Raw genomic sequence first — 19,571 nt, forward strand, 5'->3', positions numbered from 1 at the left:
TTAGACGGTCGTCGGGGTGGCGACGACGTCGGGGGTGTCGGTGGATTCGTAGTTGAAGGTGATGTCACCCCAGGTGGCCAGCGCGGTGTCGAGTGCGCGGTTGCGCGAGGCGGCCTTCTTCAGAATGTCGGGGCCTTCTTTGTAGTAGTCGCGGCCTTCGTTGCGGGCCTTGATCATCGCCTCCAGGGCGACCCGGTTGGCCTCGGCTCCTGCGGCAATGCCCATCGGGTGACCGATGGTTCCACCACCGAACTGCAGCACCACGTCCTCGCCCAGATAGTGGATGAGTTGATGCATCTGGCCAGCGTGAATGCCGCCAGAAGCCACCGGCATCACCCCGGGCATCGAGGCCCACTCCTGGTCGAAGTACAGGCCCTTGACGGGATCGGCGGCGACACTGTCGAGCCGCAGGGTGTCGTAGAAGCCGGCGGTGGTGTTGGGGTCACCCTCGAGCTTGCCGACAACGGTGCCGGCGTGGATGTGATCAACCCCGGCCAGGCGCATCCACTTTGCGATCACGCGGAAACTGACGCCGTGGGTCTTCTGCCGTGTGTAGGTGCCGTGGCCTGCGCGGTGCAGGTGCAGGAGGACGCCGTTGGCGCGGGCCCACTTGGCCATCGACTGGATCGCGGTGTAGCCGACGGTCAGGTCGATCATCACGATGACCGAGCCGAGTTCTTTGGCGAAATCGGCGCGCTCGTACATGTCCTCCATCGTCGCCGCGGTCACGTTGAGGTAGTGGCCCTTGATTTCACCGGTTGCGGCTTGCGCGCGGTTGACGGCCTCCATGCAGAACAGGAACCTATCCCGCCACCGCATGAAGGGTTGTGAGTTGATGTTCTCGTCATCCTTGGTGAAGTCAAGTCCGCCGCGCAGCGCCTCGTACACGACGCGGCCGTAGTTGCGTGCGGACAGGCCGAGCTTCGGTTTGGTGGTCGCGCCGAGCAGCGGACGACCGAACTTGCCGAGATGCTCCCGCTCCATCACGATCCCGTGCGCCGGACCCTGGAAGGTCTTGACGTACTGGGTGGGGATCCGCATGTCCTCCAAGCGCAGTGCCTTAAGGGGTTTGAACCCGAACACGTTGCCGATGATCGAGCTGGTGAGGTTGGCGATGGAGGCTTCCTCGAACAGATCGAGGTCGTAGGCGATCCAGGCGATCCACTGTCCGGGCGCGTTCGGCACCGCCTCGACGCGGTAACACTTGGCCTGGTAGTGCTCGTAGGTGGTCAGCCGGTCGGTCCACACCACCGTCCACGTCGCGGTGCTGGATTCACCGGCAACCGCGGCGCCGGCCTCCTCGGGCGGCACCCCTTCTTGGGGCGTAATCCTGAAGGTGCACAACACATCTGTGTCCTTCGGGACGTAATCTGGTTGCCAGTAACCCATTTCAGCGTAGGGAATGACTCCCGCGTTCCATCTATCTGTCATGCGACAAATGGTGCCAGCGGTTTCTTGATGTGTCTATTGAGAATAAAGCTTCGAAACTAAAGCGATTGGTTAATTCACCTCTCTCCCCCTGGCCCTCCACTAGGTGGGTGAGGCTGCGGTCGCGTATGACCGGCTACGTTCGCCGGGAGATCACCACACAAGAAGGACGACGATGACGAGTACCTGTCAATCAATCGCAGAACGACTCACCGCGCCCGGCAAGGGGATTCTGGCCGCGGACGAGAGCATCGGAACGATGTCAAGCCGGCTGGAGCAGGCGGGGGTTGAGCCCACCGCCGAGAACCGCCGTGTGTACCGCGAACTCTTGGCAACCGCACCGGAGCTATCTGAGTCCGTTTCCGGAATCATCTTCTGCGATGAGACGCTGGGCCAATCGTTCAGCGACGGGACGCCGTTCCCGCAGGCAGTGTTGCAGCTGGGCATTCTGCCGGGCATCAAGGTAGATACCGGCGCCAAGCCCTGCCCAGGTCTACCCGGCGAGAAAATCACCGAGGGACTCGACGGTCTGCCCGCTCGGCTGGCGAAGTATGCCGACATGGGGGCGGCATTCGCGAAATGGCGCGCGGTCATCGAGATCACCGACACCACGCCTTCCCGCGGGGCAATCCGCGCCAACGCCAGTGCTTTAGGCCGCTATGCCGCGGCGTGTCAGGAAGCCGGGCTGGTGCCGATCGTTGAACCAGAAGTTCTGATGGATGGACGCCACAACCGCGGCCGTTGCCGTGACGTGACGGCCGAGGTGCACGCCGCCGTACGAATCGAGCTGGATTCGTTCAATGTGGATCTTGCTGGCATCGTGCTCAAGCCCAACATGGTCTTGGAGGGCCAGGACTACCCCGACCGGCGGTCGACCCCCGAAGAAGTCGCCGAAGCCACCGTATCGGTGCTGCGGGCATGGCCCGAGCAACTCGCGGGTGTGGCCTTCTTGTCCGGCGGCCAGTCGCCAGAACGGGCAACAGCGAATCTGGAGGCAATGCAACAGCACGAGACTCCGTGGCCGTTGACGTTCTCATTCGGGCGGGCCCTGGTTTCCCCGGCGCTGACCGCATGGCACGGCGATCCCCAGTGCTATGCCGACGGTCAAGCGGCGCTCGTATCGCGTGTCGTGGCAAACGCTTCAGCTGCACGGTTGCGGGTGGCGAGCTGATCTTGACCCAATGACCCACGGGTGCAGAGCAGTCCCGCTAGCTTTCACTAGGGCGCTGCACCCGTGGGTCCTGCCCGCACTCGGATTGACCGTGCACGTGTGGCCCGCCTATGCCGACTGTTGTTTGCCGAGAACACCGACGCTGTCCGGTCGCCCTAATCCCGAATAGGCAGGAATGCTCGACGGGGTCTGCACACGGTGATTTGCGGCACGCCGCCGAGTACGGTCCCGTTGCAGGGCGGCCAAATGTCACGGACAGGCCCAACGACGGCTGGCCGCTATTTTTGAACGAGTGTCGGCGGATCAGGCGGCGTTGTCAGGCCAGAGTCGATGGTACGGGAGGCGTTGGGGGATAGGCGGTTTCGGGTGATTTATGCCGTCTACGCCGGGGGGCCCTCGCGTGGTGGCCGCCGACAACGACAACGCAGCTGTGCCGTGTCGCCGGCGTTGTCCGGTGTCGCGTTGGGTCGTGGCGTTCCAGCACAACCCGAGTTACTGCTATCGGGCGGCAGCGGCGGCGCTCTGGGGTGTGTCTCGTTAGACCGAGCCGCCAGTCCACGTTGGAGCGCTCATGCAATCCAATTCCATCGTGACGACGAGCAATTGACCGATTCTGCTCACCGACAAAGACCGGTGCCCGGTGCGAGGGGGGTGGTCGGAGAATGGCCGCCGGCGACTTGCGATGGTCAAATGCGGACGCCCACAGCTCATTGCCCCCGCAGGCAGTCTCCGGTCCGCCCGAAGGCCCACGATGCGCGTCTTCTAACTGCGTGCGCGGCCGCAACCGCTTCGCCTGCGGCTCAGGTGGCTACCGGACGAGGAAACTAGCACTAGCGGATGAAGTGCCCGGCGTGACCGGCGAGGTCCAACACGGCTTGTGGTGCGATTCCCAACCCGACGGTTACGGCGGCGCCGACGGTGATCGCGGTCGTCGCCAACCAGCCCGGCATGCTCACCGCTGAGGCTGGTGTTGCCCGTTCGGAGAAGAACATCGCCACGATCACTTTGACGTAGGCGAACGCGGCGATCACGCTGCTGATCACTCCGACGACGACCAGGAACCCGACACCGCCGGTCATCGCCGCGCTGAACACCGCGAACTTGCTGACGAACCCACTCGTCAGCGGAATCCCAGCCATCGCGAGCAAGAACAGCGCAAACACGGCACCAAAGACGGGGTGGCGGCGGCCCAGACCGGCCCATTCCGCCAATTCGCCCTCCTCGTCGCCGGCGGTGTTGCGGACCAATCCGGCAACGCCGAACGCGCCGAGGGCGGTGAAGCCGTACGCCACAAGATAAAACAACGTCGAGGACACTCCCGCGTCGTTGGCTGCGACCGTGCCGATCAGAAGAAACCCGGCATTAGCCACCGATGAATAGGCCAGGAGGCGTTTGACGTTGGTCTGCGTCACGGTCAGCACAGCGGCCACGACCATGCTCAGAACCGCGACCGCCGACAGCAGCGGACGCCAGTCGACGATGAGGTCGGGCAGCGCGACGTAGAAGATGCGCAGCACCGCGCCGAACGCCGCGATCTTCGTTGCGGCCGCCATGAAGGCGGTAATCGGGGTCGGTGCTCCCTGATAGACATCGGAGATCCACGAGTGAAACGGCACCGCGCCGACTTTGAATAGCAGGCCGACCGACAGCAGCGAAACGCCGATCAACGCAAGCGACCGCTCGCCGGCCCCACCTGCGATCGCCTCACCGATTCCCGACAGGCTCAGGGTGCCCGCGTAGCCGTAGAGCATCGCGATACCGAACAGGAAGAATGCCGACGCGAACGCGCCGAGCAGAAAGTACTTCAGCGCCGCCTCCTGAGACAGGCGCCGCCGCTTTCGGCCCAGCCCGCACAGCACATACAGCGGCAGGGAAAGAACCTCTAGCGCAATGAACATCGTCAGCAGGTCGCCGGCCGCCACGAACACCAGCATCCCGCCGATGGAGAGCATGGTCAGCGGGAAGACTTCGGATTGGATGAACCCAGCCGAGGCTGCGCGCCGCTCATCGGGGCTACCCGGCACCGCCGATCCTTGCGGGGCGAACGCGCTCAGGCGGCGTTCGGCGATGAGCCCTGCCGCGGCGATGCCGATGAGAAGGATGATCCCCTGCAGGAACAGGGCTGGCCCGTCAATGGTGATGGCTCCCATCACCGCTGTTCCGGATGGTCGGGCCAGCAGGATGACGGCAACGAACGCGGTCAGCAAGCCGCCCAAACTGAGCGCGAGTTGGGCCGCGTAGCGGCGTTCGCGGGGGACGAACGCCTCGATCAGGACGCCGATGATCGCTGCCCCGAACACGAGCAGCATCGGGCATACCTGGGCGTATTCGACGCTGGGCGCGGGCATGGTCATTTCGGTGCCCCTTGAGTGGTCGCGTGAACGGGATCTTGGGCATCGACGGCGGTCAGTGTGTGGCCGACCGCGGGGTCGATGACGTCCAGCGCGGGTTTGGGATACACCCCCAGCACGATGAGCAGCGCGATGAGTGGTGCGACGGAGAGGATCTCGCGTGGCGCCAGGTCACGAAGCCGATGGTTGCCGTCGGTGACCGGACCGGTCATCATCCGCTGATACAGCCACAGCACGTAGATCGCGGACAACACCAGGGCAGTCGCCGCGAACACCGCCAACACCGGGTAGCGGGTGAACGCGCCGATCAGGACCAGGAATTCGCTGATGAACGGCGCCAGGCCCGGCAGCGCCAAGGAGGCGAGCCCGGCCACCAAAAACGTACCCGCAAGCACCGGCGCGACCTTCTGCACGCCGCCGTAAGCGGCGATCATCGCCGTCCCCCGCTGCGAAACCAGGAACCCAGCGGTGAGCATCAACGCAGCGGTGGCGATGCCGTGGTTGACCATGTACAGCGTCGAACCGGATTGCCCTTGGCTGGTCAGGGCGAAGATGCCCAGCACGATGAAGCCGTAGTGGGAGATCGACACATAGGCGATCAGGCGCATTACGTCGGTCTGCCCGATCGCCACGATTGCGCTGTAAACGATGGTGATTACTGCCAGCGCCGCTATCAGCGGGGCGAACGACGTCGAGGCGTCCGGGAACAGCTGCAGGCAGTAACGCAGCATGGCGTAGGTGCCGATCTTGTCGACGACGGCCATCATCAGCACCGCGGTGACCGGCTTGGCGTGTTGGGCCACGCCGGGCAGCCAGCTGTGAAGGGGCCACATCGGCGCCTTGACCGCGAAGGCGAACATGAAGCCGAAGAACAGCAGGTTGAGCAGCTGCGGATCGACTGATGCGGTGCGGTCGACGAGTTCGCGCACGTCGAAGGTGCCTACGCCGACGTCGGCGGTGGCGGCATACATGGCGATCAGCGCGGCCAGCATGACCAGCCCGCCTGCCAGGTTGTAGAGAAGAAACTTCATCGCCGCGGCGGGCGCCTTGTCGCTTCCGTACCGCCCGATGAGGAAGTACATCGGAATCAGCATCGCTTCGAAGAAGATGTAGAACAGCACCACGTCCAGTGCGACCAGCGACACCAGCACCATCGCTTCGACGGCCAGTATCAGTGCGACATAAGTGTGGGAGCCGCGTTGGCGGTCACCACCATCGTTCCAGCCGGCGATGATCAGCAGCGGCACCAGTACGGCCGTGAGCAGGACGAGTGCCAGGGCGATGCCGTCGAGCCCCACGATGTAGCGGATGCCGAACGCGGGTATCCATGCGTGGGATTCGACGAATTGGTACTGCTCGCCGCTGGGTTCGAATCGGAGGGCCAGCGTCACCGCCACGACAAGCACGACCATCGATACGGTCAGCGCGATGTATTTGGCGAATCGGGGGTGCTCGGCCGGCAACAGCATGGTGACGACGGCGCCGAGGATTGGCAGCAGCCACAGTGTCGAGAGCCACGGAAAGGTGTTCACCATGCCCTCACCATCAGGATCGCCGCGGCCAGCAGAACCGCTCCGGAAAACATCGTCAGCGCATAGGAACGCGCGAAACCGTTCTGCGCCAAGCGGATTCGCTGCGACGTGACAGCGGTCAGGGAGGCTATGCCGCTGACGGTACGATCGACTGCTTCGTCGTCGATCTCGACCAGCCTCTTGGCGGCGAGCTGTCCGGGTCGCATGAACATCTCTTCGTTGAAGGCATCGCCATACAGGTCATTTCGCGCCGCGACGGTGAGCGCGGAACCGGCGGGGGCTTCTTCGGGCACCGGCCGGGTGGCGTACATGCGGTAGGCGATCAGGATGCCGACGGCCACCACTGCCAGGATGACGGTGGTGATCACCCACACCGGCGCGACGTGGTGGATCTCGTGGGCGCCGACGACCGGTTCGAGCCAGTGCTGCAGCGTCCCGCCGATCGCGAACGCGGCGCCGGATCCCACCGAACCGATGGCGAGCAGGATCATCGGCCACGTCATCACGGCGGGTGCCTCGTGCGGATGTGTGTCTGGCGCCCAACGCTTCTCGCCGAAGAATGTCATCAACATCACCCGGGTCATGTAGAACGCGGTGATGCCCGCGCCGAGGATCGCCGCGCCGCCCAGGATGATGCCCTTGGCGCCGCCGGCGCCGAGTGCGGCCTCGATGATCCCGTCCTTGGAGAAGAACCCGGCCAGCGGGGGCACGCCGATGATCGCGAGGTAGCCCAGGCCGAACGTAGCGAACGTGATGGGCAGGGCTGTGCGCAGGCCGCCGTAGCGGCGCATGTCGACTTCGTCGTTCATCGCGTGCATGACCGAGCCGGCGCCGAGGAACAGGCCGGCCTTGAAGAAGCCGTGGGTGAGCAGGTGCATGATCGCGAACGCGTAGCCGACGGGGCCGAGCCCGGCGGCCAGCACCATGTAGCCGATCTGGCTCATCGTCGATGCGGCAAGGGCTTTCTTGATGTCGTCCTTGGCGCAGCCGACGACCGCGCCGAACATCAGGGTGACCGCGCCGACGATCACGACGCCCAGCTGTGCGCTCGGCGCGAGGTCGAACACCGGGCCGGATCGCACGATCAGGTACACGCCCGCGGTGACCATCGTGGCGGCGTGGATGAGTGCGGAGACCGGGGTGGGGCCCTCCATCGCGTCGCCCAGCCAGGACTGCAGCGGCACCTGTGCGGACTTGCCGCACGCCGCGAGCAACAGCAGCAATCCGATAGCCGTCAGCGTGGCCTCACCGAGTTGCGGCGCGGCCCCGAACACGCCCTCGAATGAGACGGATCCGATGTGGACGAACATCACCATCATGGCGATGGCCAGGCCCATGTCGCCGACGCGGTTGACGATGAACGCCTTCTTGGCCGCGGTCGCCGCCGTTGGTTTGTGCGCCCAGAATCCGATCAGCAGGTACGACGCCAGACCCACGCCTTCCCACCCGACGTACAGGCCGAGGTAGTTGTCGGCGAGCACCAGCAGCAGCATCGCGGCCAGGAACAGATTCAGGTAGGCGAAGAACTTGCGCCGCTCGGGATCGGCGGCCATGTAGCCCACCGAGTAGATGTGGATCAGCGAGCCGACGCCGGTGATCAGCAGCACGAAACACATCGACAGCTGGTCCAATTGCAGGCCGAAGTCCACCTGCAGCCCGCCGACGGGCACCCAGGAGAACAGCGACTCGTGCACGGAGCGGTGTTCGGCGTCGCGGCTGAGCATATCCGCGAACAGCACCGCGCCCACCACGAACGACGCCACCGCGGCCACGCAGCCGAGCAGATGACCCCAGCCGTTGGTGCGTCGCCCGCCCAGCAGAAGGATCGCCGCACCCGCCAGCGGGAGGGCGATCGTCAGCCACACCGGAGTACTCATCGCGGCCTTAGTGTTTGAGCAGACTGGCGTCGTCGACCGAGATCGACAGGCGGGCACGGAAGATGGTCATGATGATCGCCAACCCGACGACGACCTCGCAGGCGGCAACCACCATCGTGAAGAACGCCACCACCTGACCGTCCAGGTGGCCATGCATGCGGGAGAACGCCACAAAGGCCAGGTTGGCCGCATTGAGCATCAATTCGACGCACATGAACATGACGATGGCGTTGCGGCGCAGCAAGACCCCGGCCGCGCCGATGGTGAACAGCAGCACGGCCAGATACAGGTAGTTCGCCGGGTTCATCGATAGCCCCCGTGGCGGTGACCGTTGGTGGCGATCGCGCGTTCGTCGCCGCCTTGATAGGTGACGAGCCGAAGGTGTCGGCGGGCGTCTGGGCGGGCGGGCGGCGGTGTCTGCCGAGGCCGCAGTATGGCCGAGACCGACTCCCGTGCCGGTGAGCCGTCGGGCAGTCTTGCGGGCAGGTCCACGGCGTTGCCGGTGGCGTAGACGCCGGGGCTGGGCAGCGGTGTCGCACGCCCGCCCTCATCGAATCGCTGCTGTGACAGCTCTTTTTGGGTGGCGCGCCGGTCGACGCGCTCACGGTGGGCGAGCACCATGGCGCCTAGGGCGGCGGTGATCAGCAGCGCGCTGGTCAACTCGAACGCCCACAGGTAGCGGGTGAAAATCAGCTGCGCCAGCCCCTCGACATTGCCGCCGGCGTTGGCGGCTCCGAGGCCGGTAAACCCGACGGCGGCGACATGCCCGACGGCGGCACAGACGAGAATTCCGAACCCGAGGCCGGTGATGATCGACGCCACCCGTTGCCCGCGTAGCGTTTCCACCAGCGATTCGGCGGAATCAACACCGATGAGCATCAGCACGAACAAGAACAGCATCATCACCGCGCCGGTGTAGACCACCACCTGCACGACTCCCAAGAACAGGGCGTCCTGGGCAATGTAGAAAACCGCCAGGATGATCATCGTCATCGCCAAGAAGATCGCCGAATAGACCGCCTTCGACGCCCGGACCATGCCCAGGGCCCCGATCACGGCGACGGTGCCGAGCGTCCAGAACAGCACGGCCTCCGCACCCGACGTGCGAACAGCGGCCTCGGCCATCAGTGATTGCGTCATCTCGCCGTCTCCGGCGCGGGGATCGTGCCGCGGTAGTAGTCCTCGTCGGTGCTGCCGGGTGCCATCGGGTGGGGCGGGACGATCATGCCCGGCTCGACGGGCGCGAGCAGTTTGTCCTTGCCCCAGATCAGATCGGCGCGGTTGTCGTCGGCCATCTCGTAGTCGTTGGTCATCGTCAACGCCCGCGTCGGGCAGGCTTCGATGCACAGCCCACAGCCGATGCAGCGCAGGTAATTGATCTGGTAGACCTGCCCATAGCGCTCACCAGGCGAGTAGCGCTGCTGATCTGTGTTGTCGGCGCCCTCGACGTAGATGGCGTCGGCGGGGCAGGCCCAGGCGCACAGTTCGCAGCCGATGCACTTCTCCAGCCCGTCTGGATAGCGGTTGAGCTGATGTCTGCCGTGATAGCGCGGCGCGACGGGACCGGGCTGCTCCGGATACTGTTCGGTCACGGGTCGTTTGAACATGGTTGCGAACGTCACCCAAAATCCGGAGATGGCGTCGAGCATTTTAGAAGCGGCCACGGGGGACCTCCTGGTTATCGTTGACGAGCGGAACCGGGAATCGGTTGACCACCGGCCTGGTTGGTTCGCCGGCCACGTGCCGGGCTCCCCGTCTTGCCGGGCTGAGCAGACTGCGCATCGCTGCCAGCGTCGCCGCGCAGACAAGAACCCCGCTGATTGTCAGTGCGGCCCAGCCCAATTGGAGACCACTGTTGAACGCGGCGCGTACACCGGCGGCAGTCAGGACCCACAGCAGCGACACCGGGATGAGGACCTTCCAGCCCAGCGCCATGAACTGGTCGTAGCGTAGCCGTGGCAGGGTCGCGCGCAGCCACATGAAGAAGAACAAGAACGCCCACACCTTGGCGGTGAACCACAACAGCGGCCACCAACCGGTGTTGGCGCCGTCCCACATGTTGATCGGCCACGGCGCATGCCAGCCGCCGAGGAACAGCGTGGTCGCCAGCGCCGACACCGTGGTCATGTTGACGTACTCGGCGAGCATGAACATCGCGAACTTCAGCGACGAGTACTCGGTGTGGAAGCCGCCGACCAGTTCGCCCTCGGCCTCGGGCAGATCGAAAGGCGCCCGGTTGGTTTCGCCGACCATCGCCGTCACATACACGAGAAACGACGGCAGCAGCAGGAACACGTACCAGGTGCCGTCCTGGGCGGCGACGATGCCCGAGGTGGACATCGTGCCGGCGTACAGGAACACCGCGGCGAACGACAGGGCCATCGCGATCTCGTAGGAGATCACCTGCGCGCTGGAACGCAGCCCGCCCAGCAACGGGTAGATGGAGCCCGACGCCCAGCCGGCGAGCACGATGCCGTACACGCCGATCGACGTGACCGCGAGGATGTAGAGCACCGCGACGGGCAGGTCGGTCAGTTGCAGTGCGGTTCGGTGCCCGAGCACCGACACCTCGCCGCCCATCGGGATGACCGCGAACGCCATGAACGCGGGAATCACCGAGATGATCGGCGCCAGCAGGTAGACGGGTTTGTCCACTCCGGCGGGGATGACGCCCTCTTTGAGGGCCAGCTTGATGCCGTCGGCCAGCGACTGTAGCAGGCCCCACGGGCCGACCCGGTTGGGGCCGAGCCGCATTTGCATGCGCCCGAGGATCTTGCGCTCGATCAGGATGGCCGCCAACACGCTGAGCAGGAGGAACGCGAAGATCGCGATGGCTTTGCCGACCAGCAGCCACCAGGGGTCGTTGCCGAAGGCGGTCATGGTTGCACCCCGATCGCCACCACGTCACCCGGCACGGCGCCGAGCTGGTCGTGCACCCGGCAGCCGGGCGAGTTCAGCGGCAACCACACGACCCGGTCAGGCATCGCGGCGATGGTCAGCGGCACCGTCACAGCACCTCGCCCGGTGCTCACGGTCACCAGATCGCCGTCGCCCGCGCCGATCTCGCCGGCGGTGAACGCCGACAGCCGCGCCGCCGTCTTACGGGCGGTGCCGGCCAAATTGGGTTCGCCGTCCTGCAGGGTGCCGGCATCGAGCAGCATCCGCCAGCTCGCCAGGATCGCCTGGCCTCTGCTCGGGCGGGGCGCCTGGGGCTTTGGCGCGCCGCTGACAGCGGGTCGTGGACCGTCCCACACGCCCAGGGCGGCGAGTTCGTCGCGTGCGGCCTCGGCGTCGGGCAGCCCCAGCCGCACTCCCATTTTCGCGGCGATGGCGTTGAGCACGCGCAGGTCGGGCATGGCGTCGACGGCCTCGAGCGCGGCGGGGAAGTGCCGGTAGCGGCCTTCCCAGTTCAGGAAGGTGCCGGACTTCTCGACGGTGGAGGCGACGGGGAGGACCACATCGGCGCGCTGGGTGACCTCGCTGCGGCGCAGTTCCAGGCTGACCACGAAGGGGGCGGCATCCAGCGCGTGTCGGAATGCGGGCGGGTCGGGCAGATCGGCCGCTTCGACCGCCCCGATCAGCAGCGCCCCGAGCGCGCCCGCGCAGGCCGCATCGATGATGCCTGCGGTGTCGCGGCCGGGCAACGACGGCAATTGGGCACCATTCCACACCGCCGCGACCTGCTGGTCGGCATCGCGATGCCACACCACTCGGCCACCGGGCAGCAAATTCGGTAGCGCGCCGGCCTCCACCGCGCCGCGCTCTCCGGCCCGGCGGGGCACCCAGGCCAGCCGCGCGCCGGTGTCCCCCGACAGCCGGGCGGCCGCTGACAGCGCGCCCGGGATGGTTGCCAGGCGTTCGCCGACCATGATCACCGCACCGGGTTGACGCAACAACGCGGCGATTCCGTCCCCCGCGGGGCTGCTTGACTGTGTGACCGGTCCTCCGCGCAAGCCATCGAGGATGGCGGGCTCGTCGCCTGGGGCGGCCGGCAGCAGTGTGGCGCGCATCTTGTCGAGCCCGCGGGTTCGGAACGGCGCGACCGAACAGATGCGCAGTCCGCGGGTGCGTGCGGCCTTGCGCAATCGCAGGAAGACGATGGGCGATTCCTCTTCGGGCTCGAGTCCGGCGAGCAAGACCACCGGAGCCGATTCCAGGCCGGAGTAGGTCACGTCCAGGAGCCGACCGGCCACGGCCGCGCCGAGAAAGTCGGCCTCCTCGGCGGAGTGGGCGCGTGCCCGAAAGTCGATGTCGTTGCTGCGCAACGCGACACGGGCGAACTTCGCATAGGCGTAGGCGTCCTCGAGCGTCGCTCGACCGCCGACGAGCACGCCCGCGCTGGCGCGGGCGGCGCTCAGGCCGCGCGCCGCCGTTGTCAACGCCACCGACCAGGGCGCCGGTGTGAGATTGCCGTCCTCGTCGCGAACGAGGGGGCTGGTGATCCGGTCGGGCTGGGTGGCGTAGGTGAACGCCCAGCGTCCCTTGTCGCAGTTCCACTCCTCGTTGACCTCGGGATCGTCGCCGGCCAAGCGGCGCAGCACCTTTCCGCGCCGATGGTCGGTGCGTTGGGCGCACCCGGACGCGCAGTGTTCGCACACGCTGGGAGTGGACACGAGATCGAACGGGCGTGCCCGGAACCGGTAGGCGGTGCCGGTGAGCGCGCCGACCGGGCAGATCTGCACAGTGTTGCCCGAGAAGTAGGAGTCAAACGGCTCTTCGGTGTAGATGCCGACTTGTTGTAGCGCACCGCGTTCCAGTAGCTCGATGAAGGGGTCGCCGGCGATCTGCTCAGAGAATCGGGTGCAGCGGGCGCACAGCACGCAGCGTTCCCGATCCAGCAGGACCTGCGACGAGATGCTGATCGGCTTGGAGAAGGTCCGCTTGACGTCCTCGAAACGGGTTTCGGCGCGCCCGTTGGACATCGCCTGGTTCTGCAACGGGCATTCGCCGCCCTTGTCGCACACCGGGCAGTCCAGCGGGTGGTTGATCAGCAGCAGCTCCATCACCCCCTGCTGCGCCTTGTCGGCGGCCTCGGAGGTGAACTGGGTGCGCACCACCATGTCGGGCGCGACGGGCGTGGTGCATGACGCCATCGGCTTGCGCTGGCCTTGCACCTCGACCAGGCATTGCCGACACGCCCCGACCGGTTGCAGCAGCGGATGGTCGCAGAACCGCGGAATCTGCACGCCCATCAGCTCCGCGGCCCGAATCACCAAGGTGCCCTTGGGCACACTGACGGCCACGTCGTCGATGGTCAGGGTCACCATCTCCACGTGCGGGGTGTCGCGTGTCGGGTCGGTTACGGTCATCTACACACCCACCCGCTCGGTGGCCATCAACGTCGAGGCGTGCGGATCGAACGGGCAGCCGCCGTCGAGATGCGCCAGGTATTCGTCGCGGAAGTAGTCGATCGACGAGACGATCGGGCTGGTTGCCCCGTCGCCCAACGCGCAAAACGACTTGCCCAACATCGTGTCCGCGATGTCGAGCAGTTTGCCGAGGTCGGCTTCGGTGCCCGCACCGGTCTCGAGCCGGTCGTAGATCTGGGTCAGCCAGGAGGTGCCTTCCCGACACGGCGTGCACTTGCCGCAGGACTCGTGGGCGTAGAACTGGGTCCACCGCCGCACCGCGCGCACCACACAAGTGGTGTGGTCGAAGATCTGCAGCGCCTTGGTGCCCAGCATCGATCCCACGCTGGCCATGCCTTCGAAATCCAGCGGCACGTCGAGGTGTTCTTCGGTCAGCAACGGGGTCGAGGAACCGCCCGGGGTCCAGAACTTCAACCTGTGGCCGTTGCGCACCCCGCCGGCGTACGTCAGGAGTTCGCGAAGGGTGATACCGAGCGGGGCCTCGTACTGGCCCGGTCGGCTGACGTGTCCCGACAGCGAATACAGGGTGAAACCGGGGGAATCGTCGGTGCCCATCGATCGGAACCAGTCGACACCGTTGAGAACGATCGGGGGTACCGAGGCCAGCGATTCGACATTGTTGACCACGGTCGGGCAGCCGTAGAGTCCAGACTCGGCCGGGAACGGGGGCCGCAACCTGGGTTGTCCGCGCCTGCCCTCCAGCGAGTCCAGCAGCGCGGTCTCCTCGCCGCAGATGTAGGCACCAGCACCGGCATGCACAACCAAGTCCAGGTCATAGCCCGAACCCAGGATGTCTGGGCCCAGATACCCCGCTGCGTACGCCTCGGCCACCGCGGCGTGCAGGCGGCATAGGGCGGGAATGGCTTCGCCGCGCAGGTAGATGAATGCGTGGTGGGCCCGGATTGCATACGCCGCGATGATCAAACCCTCGATCAGCATGTGCGGGGTGGCCATCATCAGCGGTATGTCCTTGCACGTGCCCGGCTCGGACTCGTCGGCGTTGACCACGAGGTAATGCGGCTTGGCGCCGGGACCGGAGCTGTCCGGGATGAAGGACCATTTCACTCCCGAGCGGAAGCCCGCTCCGCCGCGTCCGCGAAGCCCGGAGTCCGTCACGGCCCGGATCACTTCGTCGGGCTCCATGACCAGCGCCTTGTGCAGGGCACGGTAACCGTCGTGGTCGCGGTAAGTCGCCAGCGTCCACGACTCGGGATGGTCCCAGTAGCGGGTGAGAACCGGAGTCAGCGGCATGTCAATCCTCACCTTCCATGGCCTTGGCGTGCATGTTGTGCTCGGTGGCGACGCGCAACCCGGCCAGGGTCGGCTCGCCGGCGGTGCGCACCGCACGGTTGTCGGGAAACCCGGCCAGGAGGCGTTGAGTGTGGCGGAATGTGCACAGCGGTGCCCGTCCGCGGGTGGGATTGACCGGCGCGCCCGAGCGCAGCGCGTCGACGAGGTCGCACGCCGATGCCGGGGTTTGGTTGTCGAAGAATTCCCAGTTCACCATCACCACCGGGGCGTAGTCGCAGGCGGCGTTGCATTCGACGTGCTGCAGGGTGATGGCGCCGTCGGCGGTGGTCTCGTCGCTGTCGACACCCAGATGGTTTTTGAGCGCGTCGAAGATGGCGTCGCCGCCCATCACCGCGCACAGCGTGTTGGTGCATACCCCGACCAGGTAGTCACCGGTCGGGGTGCGCCGGTACATCGAGTAGAAGGTGGCCACGGCGGCGACCTCAGCGCCGGTCAGACCGACCTGGGCCGCGCAAAAGTCCACGCCGGCGCGAGTCAGGCAGGTGTCCTCGGACTGCACCAGGTGCAGCAGCGGCAGCAACGCCGAGCGGCGGTCGGGGTAGCGGCCGATGATCTGCTGGGCGTCGGCCTCGAGGCGGGCCAGCACCGGTGGCGGATAGCTTCGCCGTCCCCGCAGGTGGCTGGGTTCTTCGGGAGGCGGTCCCAGCTGCACGAAAACCGGTTCGCTCATGAATATCTCTTCTTCGTCCAAGCGCTCATCACCGGTCCACTCCGCCCATGACCGGGTCGATGGAGGCCACCGCGGAGATGGCGTCGGCGATCATGCCGCCCTCGCACATTGCCGCGACGGCTTGCAGGTTGGTGAAGGATGGGTCGCGGTAGTGCACCCGATACGGGCGGGTGCCGCCGTCGGAGACCATATGCACGCCGAGTTCCCCGCGCGGCGACTCGACCGCGACGTACACCTGACCGGCCGGGACCCGGATGCCTTCGGTGACGAGCTTGAAGTGGTGGATCAGTCCCTCCATCGAGCGGCCCATGATGCGGGCGATGTGTTCGGGGGAGTTGCCCAGCCCGTCGGGGCCGATGGTCAGGTCGGCGGGCCAGGCCAGCTTCTTGTCGGCGATCATCACCGGGCCGGGCGTCAGCCGGTCGAGGCACTGTTGGACGATCTTGATCGACTCGCGCATCTCTTTCACCCGAATGAGGTAGCGGCCGTAGGCGTCGTGACCGTTGTCGGTGATGACGTCGAAGTCGTATGTTTCGTAGCCGCAGTACGGTTGGGCGCGGCGCAGATCGTGGGCGAGACCGGTGGAGCGCAGCACCGGCCCGGTGACGCCAAGCGCCATGCAGCCAGCCAAGTCGAGGTAGCCGACGTCGACGGTGCGGGCTTTCCAGATGTCGTTCTCGTTGAGCAGGTTTTCCAGGTCGCGTAGGCGCTTGGGCAGCAACTCGAGTAGGTCGCGGATCTGCGGAACAGCGTCGTCGGGTAGGTCGGCGGCCAGCCCGCCGGGCCGGATGTACGCGTGGTTCATCCGCAGCCCGGTGATGGTCTCGAACACCGACAGGATCTGTTCGCGTTCGCGGAATCCGTAGAACATCGCGCTCATCGCACCCAGTTCCATGCCGCCGGTGGCGAGCGCGACCAGGTGGCTGGAGATGCGGTTGAGTTCCATGAGCATGACGCGGATGACGGTGGCACGTTCGGGGATGGCGTCGGTGATGCCGAGCAGCTTTTCCACCCCGAGGCAGTAGGCGGTTTCGTTGAAAAACGGTGAGAGGTAATCCATTCGGGTGACGAACGTGACGCCCTGGGTCCAGTTGCGGTATTCGAGGTTCTTCTCGATTCCGGTGTGCAGGTAGCCGATGCCGCAGCGGGCATCGGTGATGGTCTCGCCCTCGATCTCCAGGATCAGGCGCAGCACCCCGTGCGTGGAGGGGTGCTGTGGTCCCATGTTGACCACGATGCGCTCGCCGGGCTCAGCGCCAGCGGCGGCCGTGACCACTTCGTCCCAGTCTTGGCCGCCGACCATGACGACCGTGTCGGTGCCGCCCGACCCGGGCGGGGTGGGGGATGTGCTCATCAGGTGTAGGTCCTCCGCTGGTCGGGCGGTGGTATCTGGGCGCCGTGGTATTCCACCGGTATGCCGCCCAACGGGTAGTCCTTGCGCTGTGGATGGCCCAGCCAGTCGTCGGGCATTTCGATGCGGGTCAGTGCGGGGTGGCCGTCGAAGATGATGCCGAAGAAGTCGTAGGTTTCCCGCTCGTGCCAGTCGACGGTCGGATAGACCGAGTACAGCGACGGGATGTGCGGGTCGGCGTCCGGCGCGGCGACTTCCACGCGGATGCGGCGGTTGTGCGTGATGGAGGCCAGCGGGTACACGGCGTGCAGCTCGCGTCCGGCATCGTCGGGGTAGTGCACCCCGCTGGCCCCCAGGCACAGCTCGAACCGCAGGGCCGGGTCGTCGCGCAGCAGCTGCGCCACCGCGGGCAGCTGGTCGCGGACCACTTCCAGGGTCAGTTCTTCGCGGTACACGACCACCCGCTCGATGGATGCGGCGTAGCCCTGCTCGCCGAGGGCGGCCGCAAGCGCATCGACAACCTGATCGAAATAGCCGCCGTAGGGCCGCGGCGAGCTGCCCGGCAACGCGACCGGGCGGACCAGCCTGCCGTAGCCCGAGGTGTCGCCGGTGTCGTTGGCGCCGAACATCCCGCGCCGTACCCCAATCACTTCCGGTCGACCGGGCTTGCCGTTTTGGTCAGGGCTCATCGGAGCAGGCCTTTGAGCTCGATGGTCGGTACGATCGCCAATGCAGCCTGTTCGGCTTCGCGGACCGCTTCTTCGCGGTTCACCCCGAGCGGCATCTGCGCAATCTTGTCGTGCAGCTTGAGGATCGCGTGCAGCAGCATTTCCGGCCGGGGCGGGCATCCGGGCAGGTAGATGTCGACCGGGACGACGTGATCGACGCCTTGGAGGATCGCGTAGTTATTGAACATCCCGCCCGATGAGGCGCACACACCCATCGCCAGCACCCACTTGGGTTCGGCCATCTGGTCATAGACCTGGCGCAGCACCGGCGCCATCTTTTGGCTCACCCGGCCGGCGACGATCATCAGATCCGCTTGTCGCGGTGTCGCCGAGAACCGCTCCATGCCGAAGCGGGCGATGTCGAATCGGGGGCCCGCGGTGGCCATCATCTCAATGGCGCAGCAGGCCAGGCCGAATGTCGCAGGCCACAACGAGCCTTTGCGCACATAGCCGGCCACCTTCTCGAGGGTGGACAGCAGGATGCCGCCGGGCAGTTTCTCCTCTAGTCCCATGCCAGGCCCCCCCGCCGCCAGACATAGGCATAGGCCACGAAAACAGTCAGCATGAACAGCAACATCTCCACCAGCGCAAACAGACCGAGTCCGTCGAACGCGACCGCCCACGGGTAGAGGAACACGATCTCGATGTCGAAGATGATGAACAACATCGCCGTCAGGTAGTACTTGATCGGGAAACGGGTTCCTGTCGCACTGCGATCGCCGTTGCGCCGCCGGCCGGTTGCGTCGCCGCGAAGCGGTTCGATGCCGCATTCGTAGGCCTGCAACTTCGACCGGTTGAAGCGGCGCGGACCCACCAGGGTCGCCGTGATCACCGAGAAAACGGCGAACGCCGCGGCGATCCCGCCCAGCACCATAATCGGCAGGTAGGGATTCATCCAGCGGTCTTTCGTTCGAGCACAATTCCACGTTGGCTAATCACGTGCCGAGGTGAGCACCCCGACGTGGGGGAGCGTCAAGGGGGTTCACGTGCAGTCAATGGGCGGCTAGCATCCGGCGGATGAACCAATACGCCATCGACTGTCGCGTGTATGCACCGCTTGAGGTGCTCGTGTACAGCAGTAACGCCGTGACGAGATCCCGCGTTGAGCAGGCGCTGGGCATCGCGCCCGACAACACCGTTCCGTCGCTGCGGTTCGTCCAGGCCGCGACCGGGCCCGCGGTAATGCGCCACATGAGCGGTCACACGACTGGTCTTGTGATTCTCGACGGTGAGGCAACACCGGCTGGTGGCCTGGGCATCGCGCGACAGCTCAAAGATGAACTGCGCCACCGCATTCCGATGGTGGCGCTGTTGGGTAGGCATGAAGATGTGTGGCTTGCCCGATGGTCGGGGGTGGACGACGTCGTCGTCCACCCGATCGATCCCGTTGCGCTGGCTGAGGTGGTTGTTCCGTTGCTACGCCAGCGCGTCGTTTCGTGACAGCCGCGCGCTGCTCGCGCGTTCGGAATGTTCTGCGAGCCAACGGCGTTCGAGATCGAGCACGCGGCGGTGTTCGACGATCAGCCATGCGATGCCGCCGGCGATGGCCATCGCGCCGACGATGCCAGTCGTGAGCATCCAGTCGCTGTGGCGGTATGCGGCCGCTGCCACGCAGCCGACGATCGAGATCACGCCTAGGGCGATCGACAACAGCCCAGGCCAAGAGTAGCCGTTGATGAACGATTCTCCTGTGTGCGGAAGCGTGGTCCGGAAATGGTCGGTCGGGTCGTGACGGGTCCGATGCATAACAACCTCCTGGGTAGATACCGAAGAGGTAAATCCT

Annotated in this window: 18 protein-coding genes; 2 read left to right on the forward strand and 16 right to left on the reverse strand. The window is 65.9% G+C overall.

The window, feature by feature from the left end; translation table 11 throughout:
- Nucleotides 1–1,431 carry a form I ribulose bisphosphate carboxylase large subunit gene (locus CEX87_RS12440; RefSeq protein WP_094287452.1) on the reverse strand — a complete coding sequence of 477 codons (1,431 nt, stop codon included), beginning with the start codon at nucleotides 1,429–1,431 and terminating at the stop codon, nucleotides 1–3.
- Nucleotides 1,432–1,603: 172 nt separating this feature from the next.
- Between CEX87_RS12440 and CEX87_RS12445 the strand changes: the two genes are divergently transcribed.
- Nucleotides 1,604–2,599, forward strand: a complete 996-nt coding sequence (locus CEX87_RS12445) for a class I fructose-bisphosphate aldolase (RefSeq protein ID WP_094287454.1) — start codon at nucleotides 1,604–1,606, stop codon at nucleotides 2,597–2,599.
- A gap of 830 nt (nucleotides 2,600–3,429) precedes the next feature.
- Here CEX87_RS12445 and nuoN read toward each other — a convergent pair.
- From nuoN to CEX87_RS12515, 14 genes are read right to left on the reverse strand one after another with little or no spacing between them, the layout of a single operon-like run.
- A complete protein-coding gene (gene nuoN, locus CEX87_RS12450) occupies nucleotides 3,430–4,953 on the reverse strand; it encodes an NADH-quinone oxidoreductase subunit NuoN (RefSeq protein ID WP_198957210.1) in 1,524 nt (507 codons plus the stop codon).
- On the reverse strand, nucleotides 4,950–6,485 hold the full coding sequence (locus tag CEX87_RS12455) for an NADH-quinone oxidoreductase subunit M (RefSeq protein ID WP_094287456.1): 1,536 nt from the start codon (nucleotides 6,483–6,485) through the stop codon (nucleotides 4,950–4,952). Before CEX87_RS12455 ends, nuoN begins: the two co-directional genes overlap by 4 nt.
- On the reverse strand, nucleotides 6,479–8,359 hold the full coding sequence (gene nuoL / locus CEX87_RS12460; RefSeq protein WP_094287458.1) for an NADH-quinone oxidoreductase subunit L: 1,881 nt from the start codon (nucleotides 8,357–8,359) through the stop codon (nucleotides 6,479–6,481). Before nuoL ends, CEX87_RS12455 begins: the two co-directional genes overlap by 7 nt.
- 7 nt (nucleotides 8,360–8,366) lie before the next feature.
- Complete coding sequence (nuoK, locus tag CEX87_RS12465) at nucleotides 8,367–8,666, reverse strand: NADH-quinone oxidoreductase subunit NuoK (protein ID WP_094287460.1); 300 nt, start codon at nucleotides 8,664–8,666, stop codon at nucleotides 8,367–8,369.
- The gene (locus CEX87_RS12470; protein ID WP_094287462.1) at nucleotides 8,663–9,499 is read right to left on the reverse strand and encodes an NADH-quinone oxidoreductase subunit J; all 837 of its coding nucleotides are present in this window, start codon (nucleotides 9,497–9,499) and stop codon (nucleotides 8,663–8,665) included. Before CEX87_RS12470 ends, nuoK begins: the two co-directional genes overlap by 4 nt.
- Nucleotides 9,496–10,008, reverse strand: coding sequence for an NADH-quinone oxidoreductase subunit NuoI (gene nuoI / locus CEX87_RS12475; protein WP_094287464.1), 513 nt, complete (start codon nucleotides 10,006–10,008; stop codon nucleotides 9,496–9,498). The genes CEX87_RS12470 and nuoI overlap by 4 nt, the downstream gene beginning before the upstream one ends.
- Nucleotide 10,009: 1 nt before the next feature.
- Nucleotides 10,010–11,239 carry an NADH-quinone oxidoreductase subunit NuoH gene (gene nuoH, locus CEX87_RS12480; RefSeq protein ID WP_094287466.1) on the reverse strand — a complete coding sequence of 410 codons (1,230 nt, stop codon included), beginning with the start codon at nucleotides 11,237–11,239 and terminating at the stop codon, nucleotides 10,010–10,012.
- Nucleotides 11,236–13,668 (reverse strand): NADH-quinone oxidoreductase subunit G, encoded by a 2,433-nt coding sequence (locus tag CEX87_RS12485; RefSeq protein ID WP_094287468.1) that lies wholly within the window; start codon nucleotides 13,666–13,668, stop codon nucleotides 11,236–11,238. Before CEX87_RS12485 ends, nuoH begins: the two co-directional genes overlap by 4 nt.
- A complete protein-coding gene (gene nuoF, locus CEX87_RS12490) occupies nucleotides 13,669–14,979 on the reverse strand; it encodes an NADH-quinone oxidoreductase subunit NuoF (protein ID WP_094287470.1) in 1,311 nt (436 codons plus the stop codon). It abuts the gene before it with no gap.
- A 1-nt stretch (nucleotide 14,980) separates the two neighbouring features.
- Complete coding sequence (gene nuoE, locus CEX87_RS12495) at nucleotides 14,981–15,709, reverse strand: NADH-quinone oxidoreductase subunit NuoE (RefSeq protein ID WP_094287603.1); 729 nt, start codon at nucleotides 15,707–15,709, stop codon at nucleotides 14,981–14,983.
- A gap of 28 nt (nucleotides 15,710–15,737) precedes the next feature.
- Nucleotides 15,738–17,063: an NADH dehydrogenase (quinone) subunit D gene (gene nuoD / locus CEX87_RS12500; protein WP_094287472.1), complete on the reverse strand. Its 1,326-nt coding sequence runs from the start codon at nucleotides 17,061–17,063 to the stop codon at nucleotides 15,738–15,740.
- Complete coding sequence (locus CEX87_RS12505) at nucleotides 17,063–17,749, reverse strand: NADH-quinone oxidoreductase subunit C (protein ID WP_094287474.1); 687 nt, start codon at nucleotides 17,747–17,749, stop codon at nucleotides 17,063–17,065. Before CEX87_RS12505 ends, nuoD begins: the two co-directional genes overlap by 1 nt.
- Nucleotides 17,746–18,300 (reverse strand): NuoB/complex I 20 kDa subunit family protein, encoded by a 555-nt coding sequence (locus tag CEX87_RS12510; protein WP_094287476.1) that lies wholly within the window; start codon nucleotides 18,298–18,300, stop codon nucleotides 17,746–17,748. The genes CEX87_RS12505 and CEX87_RS12510 overlap by 4 nt, the downstream gene beginning before the upstream one ends.
- A complete protein-coding gene (locus tag CEX87_RS12515) occupies nucleotides 18,291–18,683 on the reverse strand; it encodes an NADH-quinone oxidoreductase subunit A (RefSeq protein ID WP_094287478.1) in 393 nt (130 codons plus the stop codon). Before CEX87_RS12515 ends, CEX87_RS12510 begins: the two co-directional genes overlap by 10 nt.
- 122 nt (nucleotides 18,684–18,805) lie before the next feature.
- Here CEX87_RS12515 and CEX87_RS12520 point away from each other — a divergent pair, with 122 nt between their 5' ends.
- Nucleotides 18,806–19,228: a response regulator gene (locus CEX87_RS12520; RefSeq protein ID WP_094287480.1), complete on the forward strand. Its 423-nt coding sequence runs from the start codon at nucleotides 18,806–18,808 to the stop codon at nucleotides 19,226–19,228.
- Here the strand turns inward: CEX87_RS12520 and usfY are convergent.
- Nucleotides 19,205–19,534: a protein UsfY gene (usfY, locus tag CEX87_RS12525; RefSeq protein WP_094287482.1), complete on the reverse strand. Its 330-nt coding sequence runs from the start codon at nucleotides 19,532–19,534 to the stop codon at nucleotides 19,205–19,207. The two genes, CEX87_RS12520 and usfY, sit on opposite strands and share 24 nt — an antisense overlap.
- Between the last annotated feature and the right edge of the window lie 37 nt (nucleotides 19,535–19,571).

The sequence above is a fragment of the Mycobacterium lehmannii genome, from assembly GCF_002245535.1.
GTDB classification, from domain to species: domain Bacteria; phylum Actinomycetota; class Actinomycetes; order Mycobacteriales; family Mycobacteriaceae; genus Mycobacterium; species Mycobacterium lehmannii.

Coding starts and splice junctions, on each gene's coding strand:
- CEX87_RS12440 (WP_094287452.1), bottom strand. CDS start 1,431: ATGACAGATAGATGGAACGCGGGAGTCATTCCCTACGCTGAAATGGGT.
- CEX87_RS12445 (WP_094287454.1), top strand. CDS start 1,604: ATGACGAGTACCTGTCAATCAATCGCAGAACGACTCACCGCGCCCGGC.
- nuoN (WP_198957210.1), bottom strand. CDS start 4,953: ATGACCATGCCCGCGCCCAGCGTCGAATACGCCCAGGTATGCCCGATG.
- CEX87_RS12455 (WP_094287456.1), bottom strand. CDS start 6,485: ATGGTGAACACCTTTCCGTGGCTCTCGACACTGTGGCTGCTGCCAATC.
- nuoL (WP_094287458.1), bottom strand. CDS start 8,359: ATGAGTACTCCGGTGTGGCTGACGATCGCCCTCCCGCTGGCGGGTGCG.
- nuoK (WP_094287460.1), bottom strand. CDS start 8,666: ATGAACCCGGCGAACTACCTGTATCTGGCCGTGCTGCTGTTCACCATC.
- CEX87_RS12470 (WP_094287462.1), bottom strand. CDS start 9,499: ATGACGCAATCACTGATGGCCGAGGCCGCTGTTCGCACGTCGGGTGCG.
- nuoI (WP_094287464.1), bottom strand. CDS start 10,008: ATGCTCGACGCCATCTCCGGATTTTGGGTGACGTTCGCAACCATGTTC.
- nuoH (WP_094287466.1), bottom strand. CDS start 11,239: ATGACCGCCTTCGGCAACGACCCCTGGTGGCTGCTGGTCGGCAAAGCC.
- CEX87_RS12485 (WP_094287468.1), bottom strand. CDS start 13,668: ATGACCGTAACCGACCCGACACGCGACACCCCGCACGTGGAGATGGTG.
- nuoF (WP_094287470.1), bottom strand. CDS start 14,979: ATGCCGCTGACTCCGGTTCTCACCCGCTACTGGGACCATCCCGAGTCG.
- nuoE (WP_094287603.1), bottom strand. CDS start 15,709: ATGAGCGAACCGGTTTTCGTGCAGCTGGGACCGCCTCCCGAAGAACCC.
- nuoD (WP_094287472.1), bottom strand. CDS start 17,063: ATGAGCACATCCCCCACCCCGCCCGGGTCGGGCGGCACCGACACGGTC.
- CEX87_RS12505 (WP_094287474.1), bottom strand. CDS start 17,749: ATGAGCCCTGACCAAAACGGCAAGCCCGGTCGACCGGAAGTGATTGGG.
- CEX87_RS12510 (WP_094287476.1), bottom strand. CDS start 18,300: ATGGGACTAGAGGAGAAACTGCCCGGCGGCATCCTGCTGTCCACCCTC.
- CEX87_RS12515 (WP_094287478.1), bottom strand. CDS start 18,683: ATGAATCCCTACCTGCCGATTATGGTGCTGGGCGGGATCGCCGCGGCG.
- CEX87_RS12520 (WP_094287480.1), top strand. CDS start 18,806: ATGAACCAATACGCCATCGACTGTCGCGTGTATGCACCGCTTGAGGTG.
- usfY (WP_094287482.1), bottom strand. CDS start 19,534: ATGCATCGGACCCGTCACGACCCGACCGACCATTTCCGGACCACGCTT.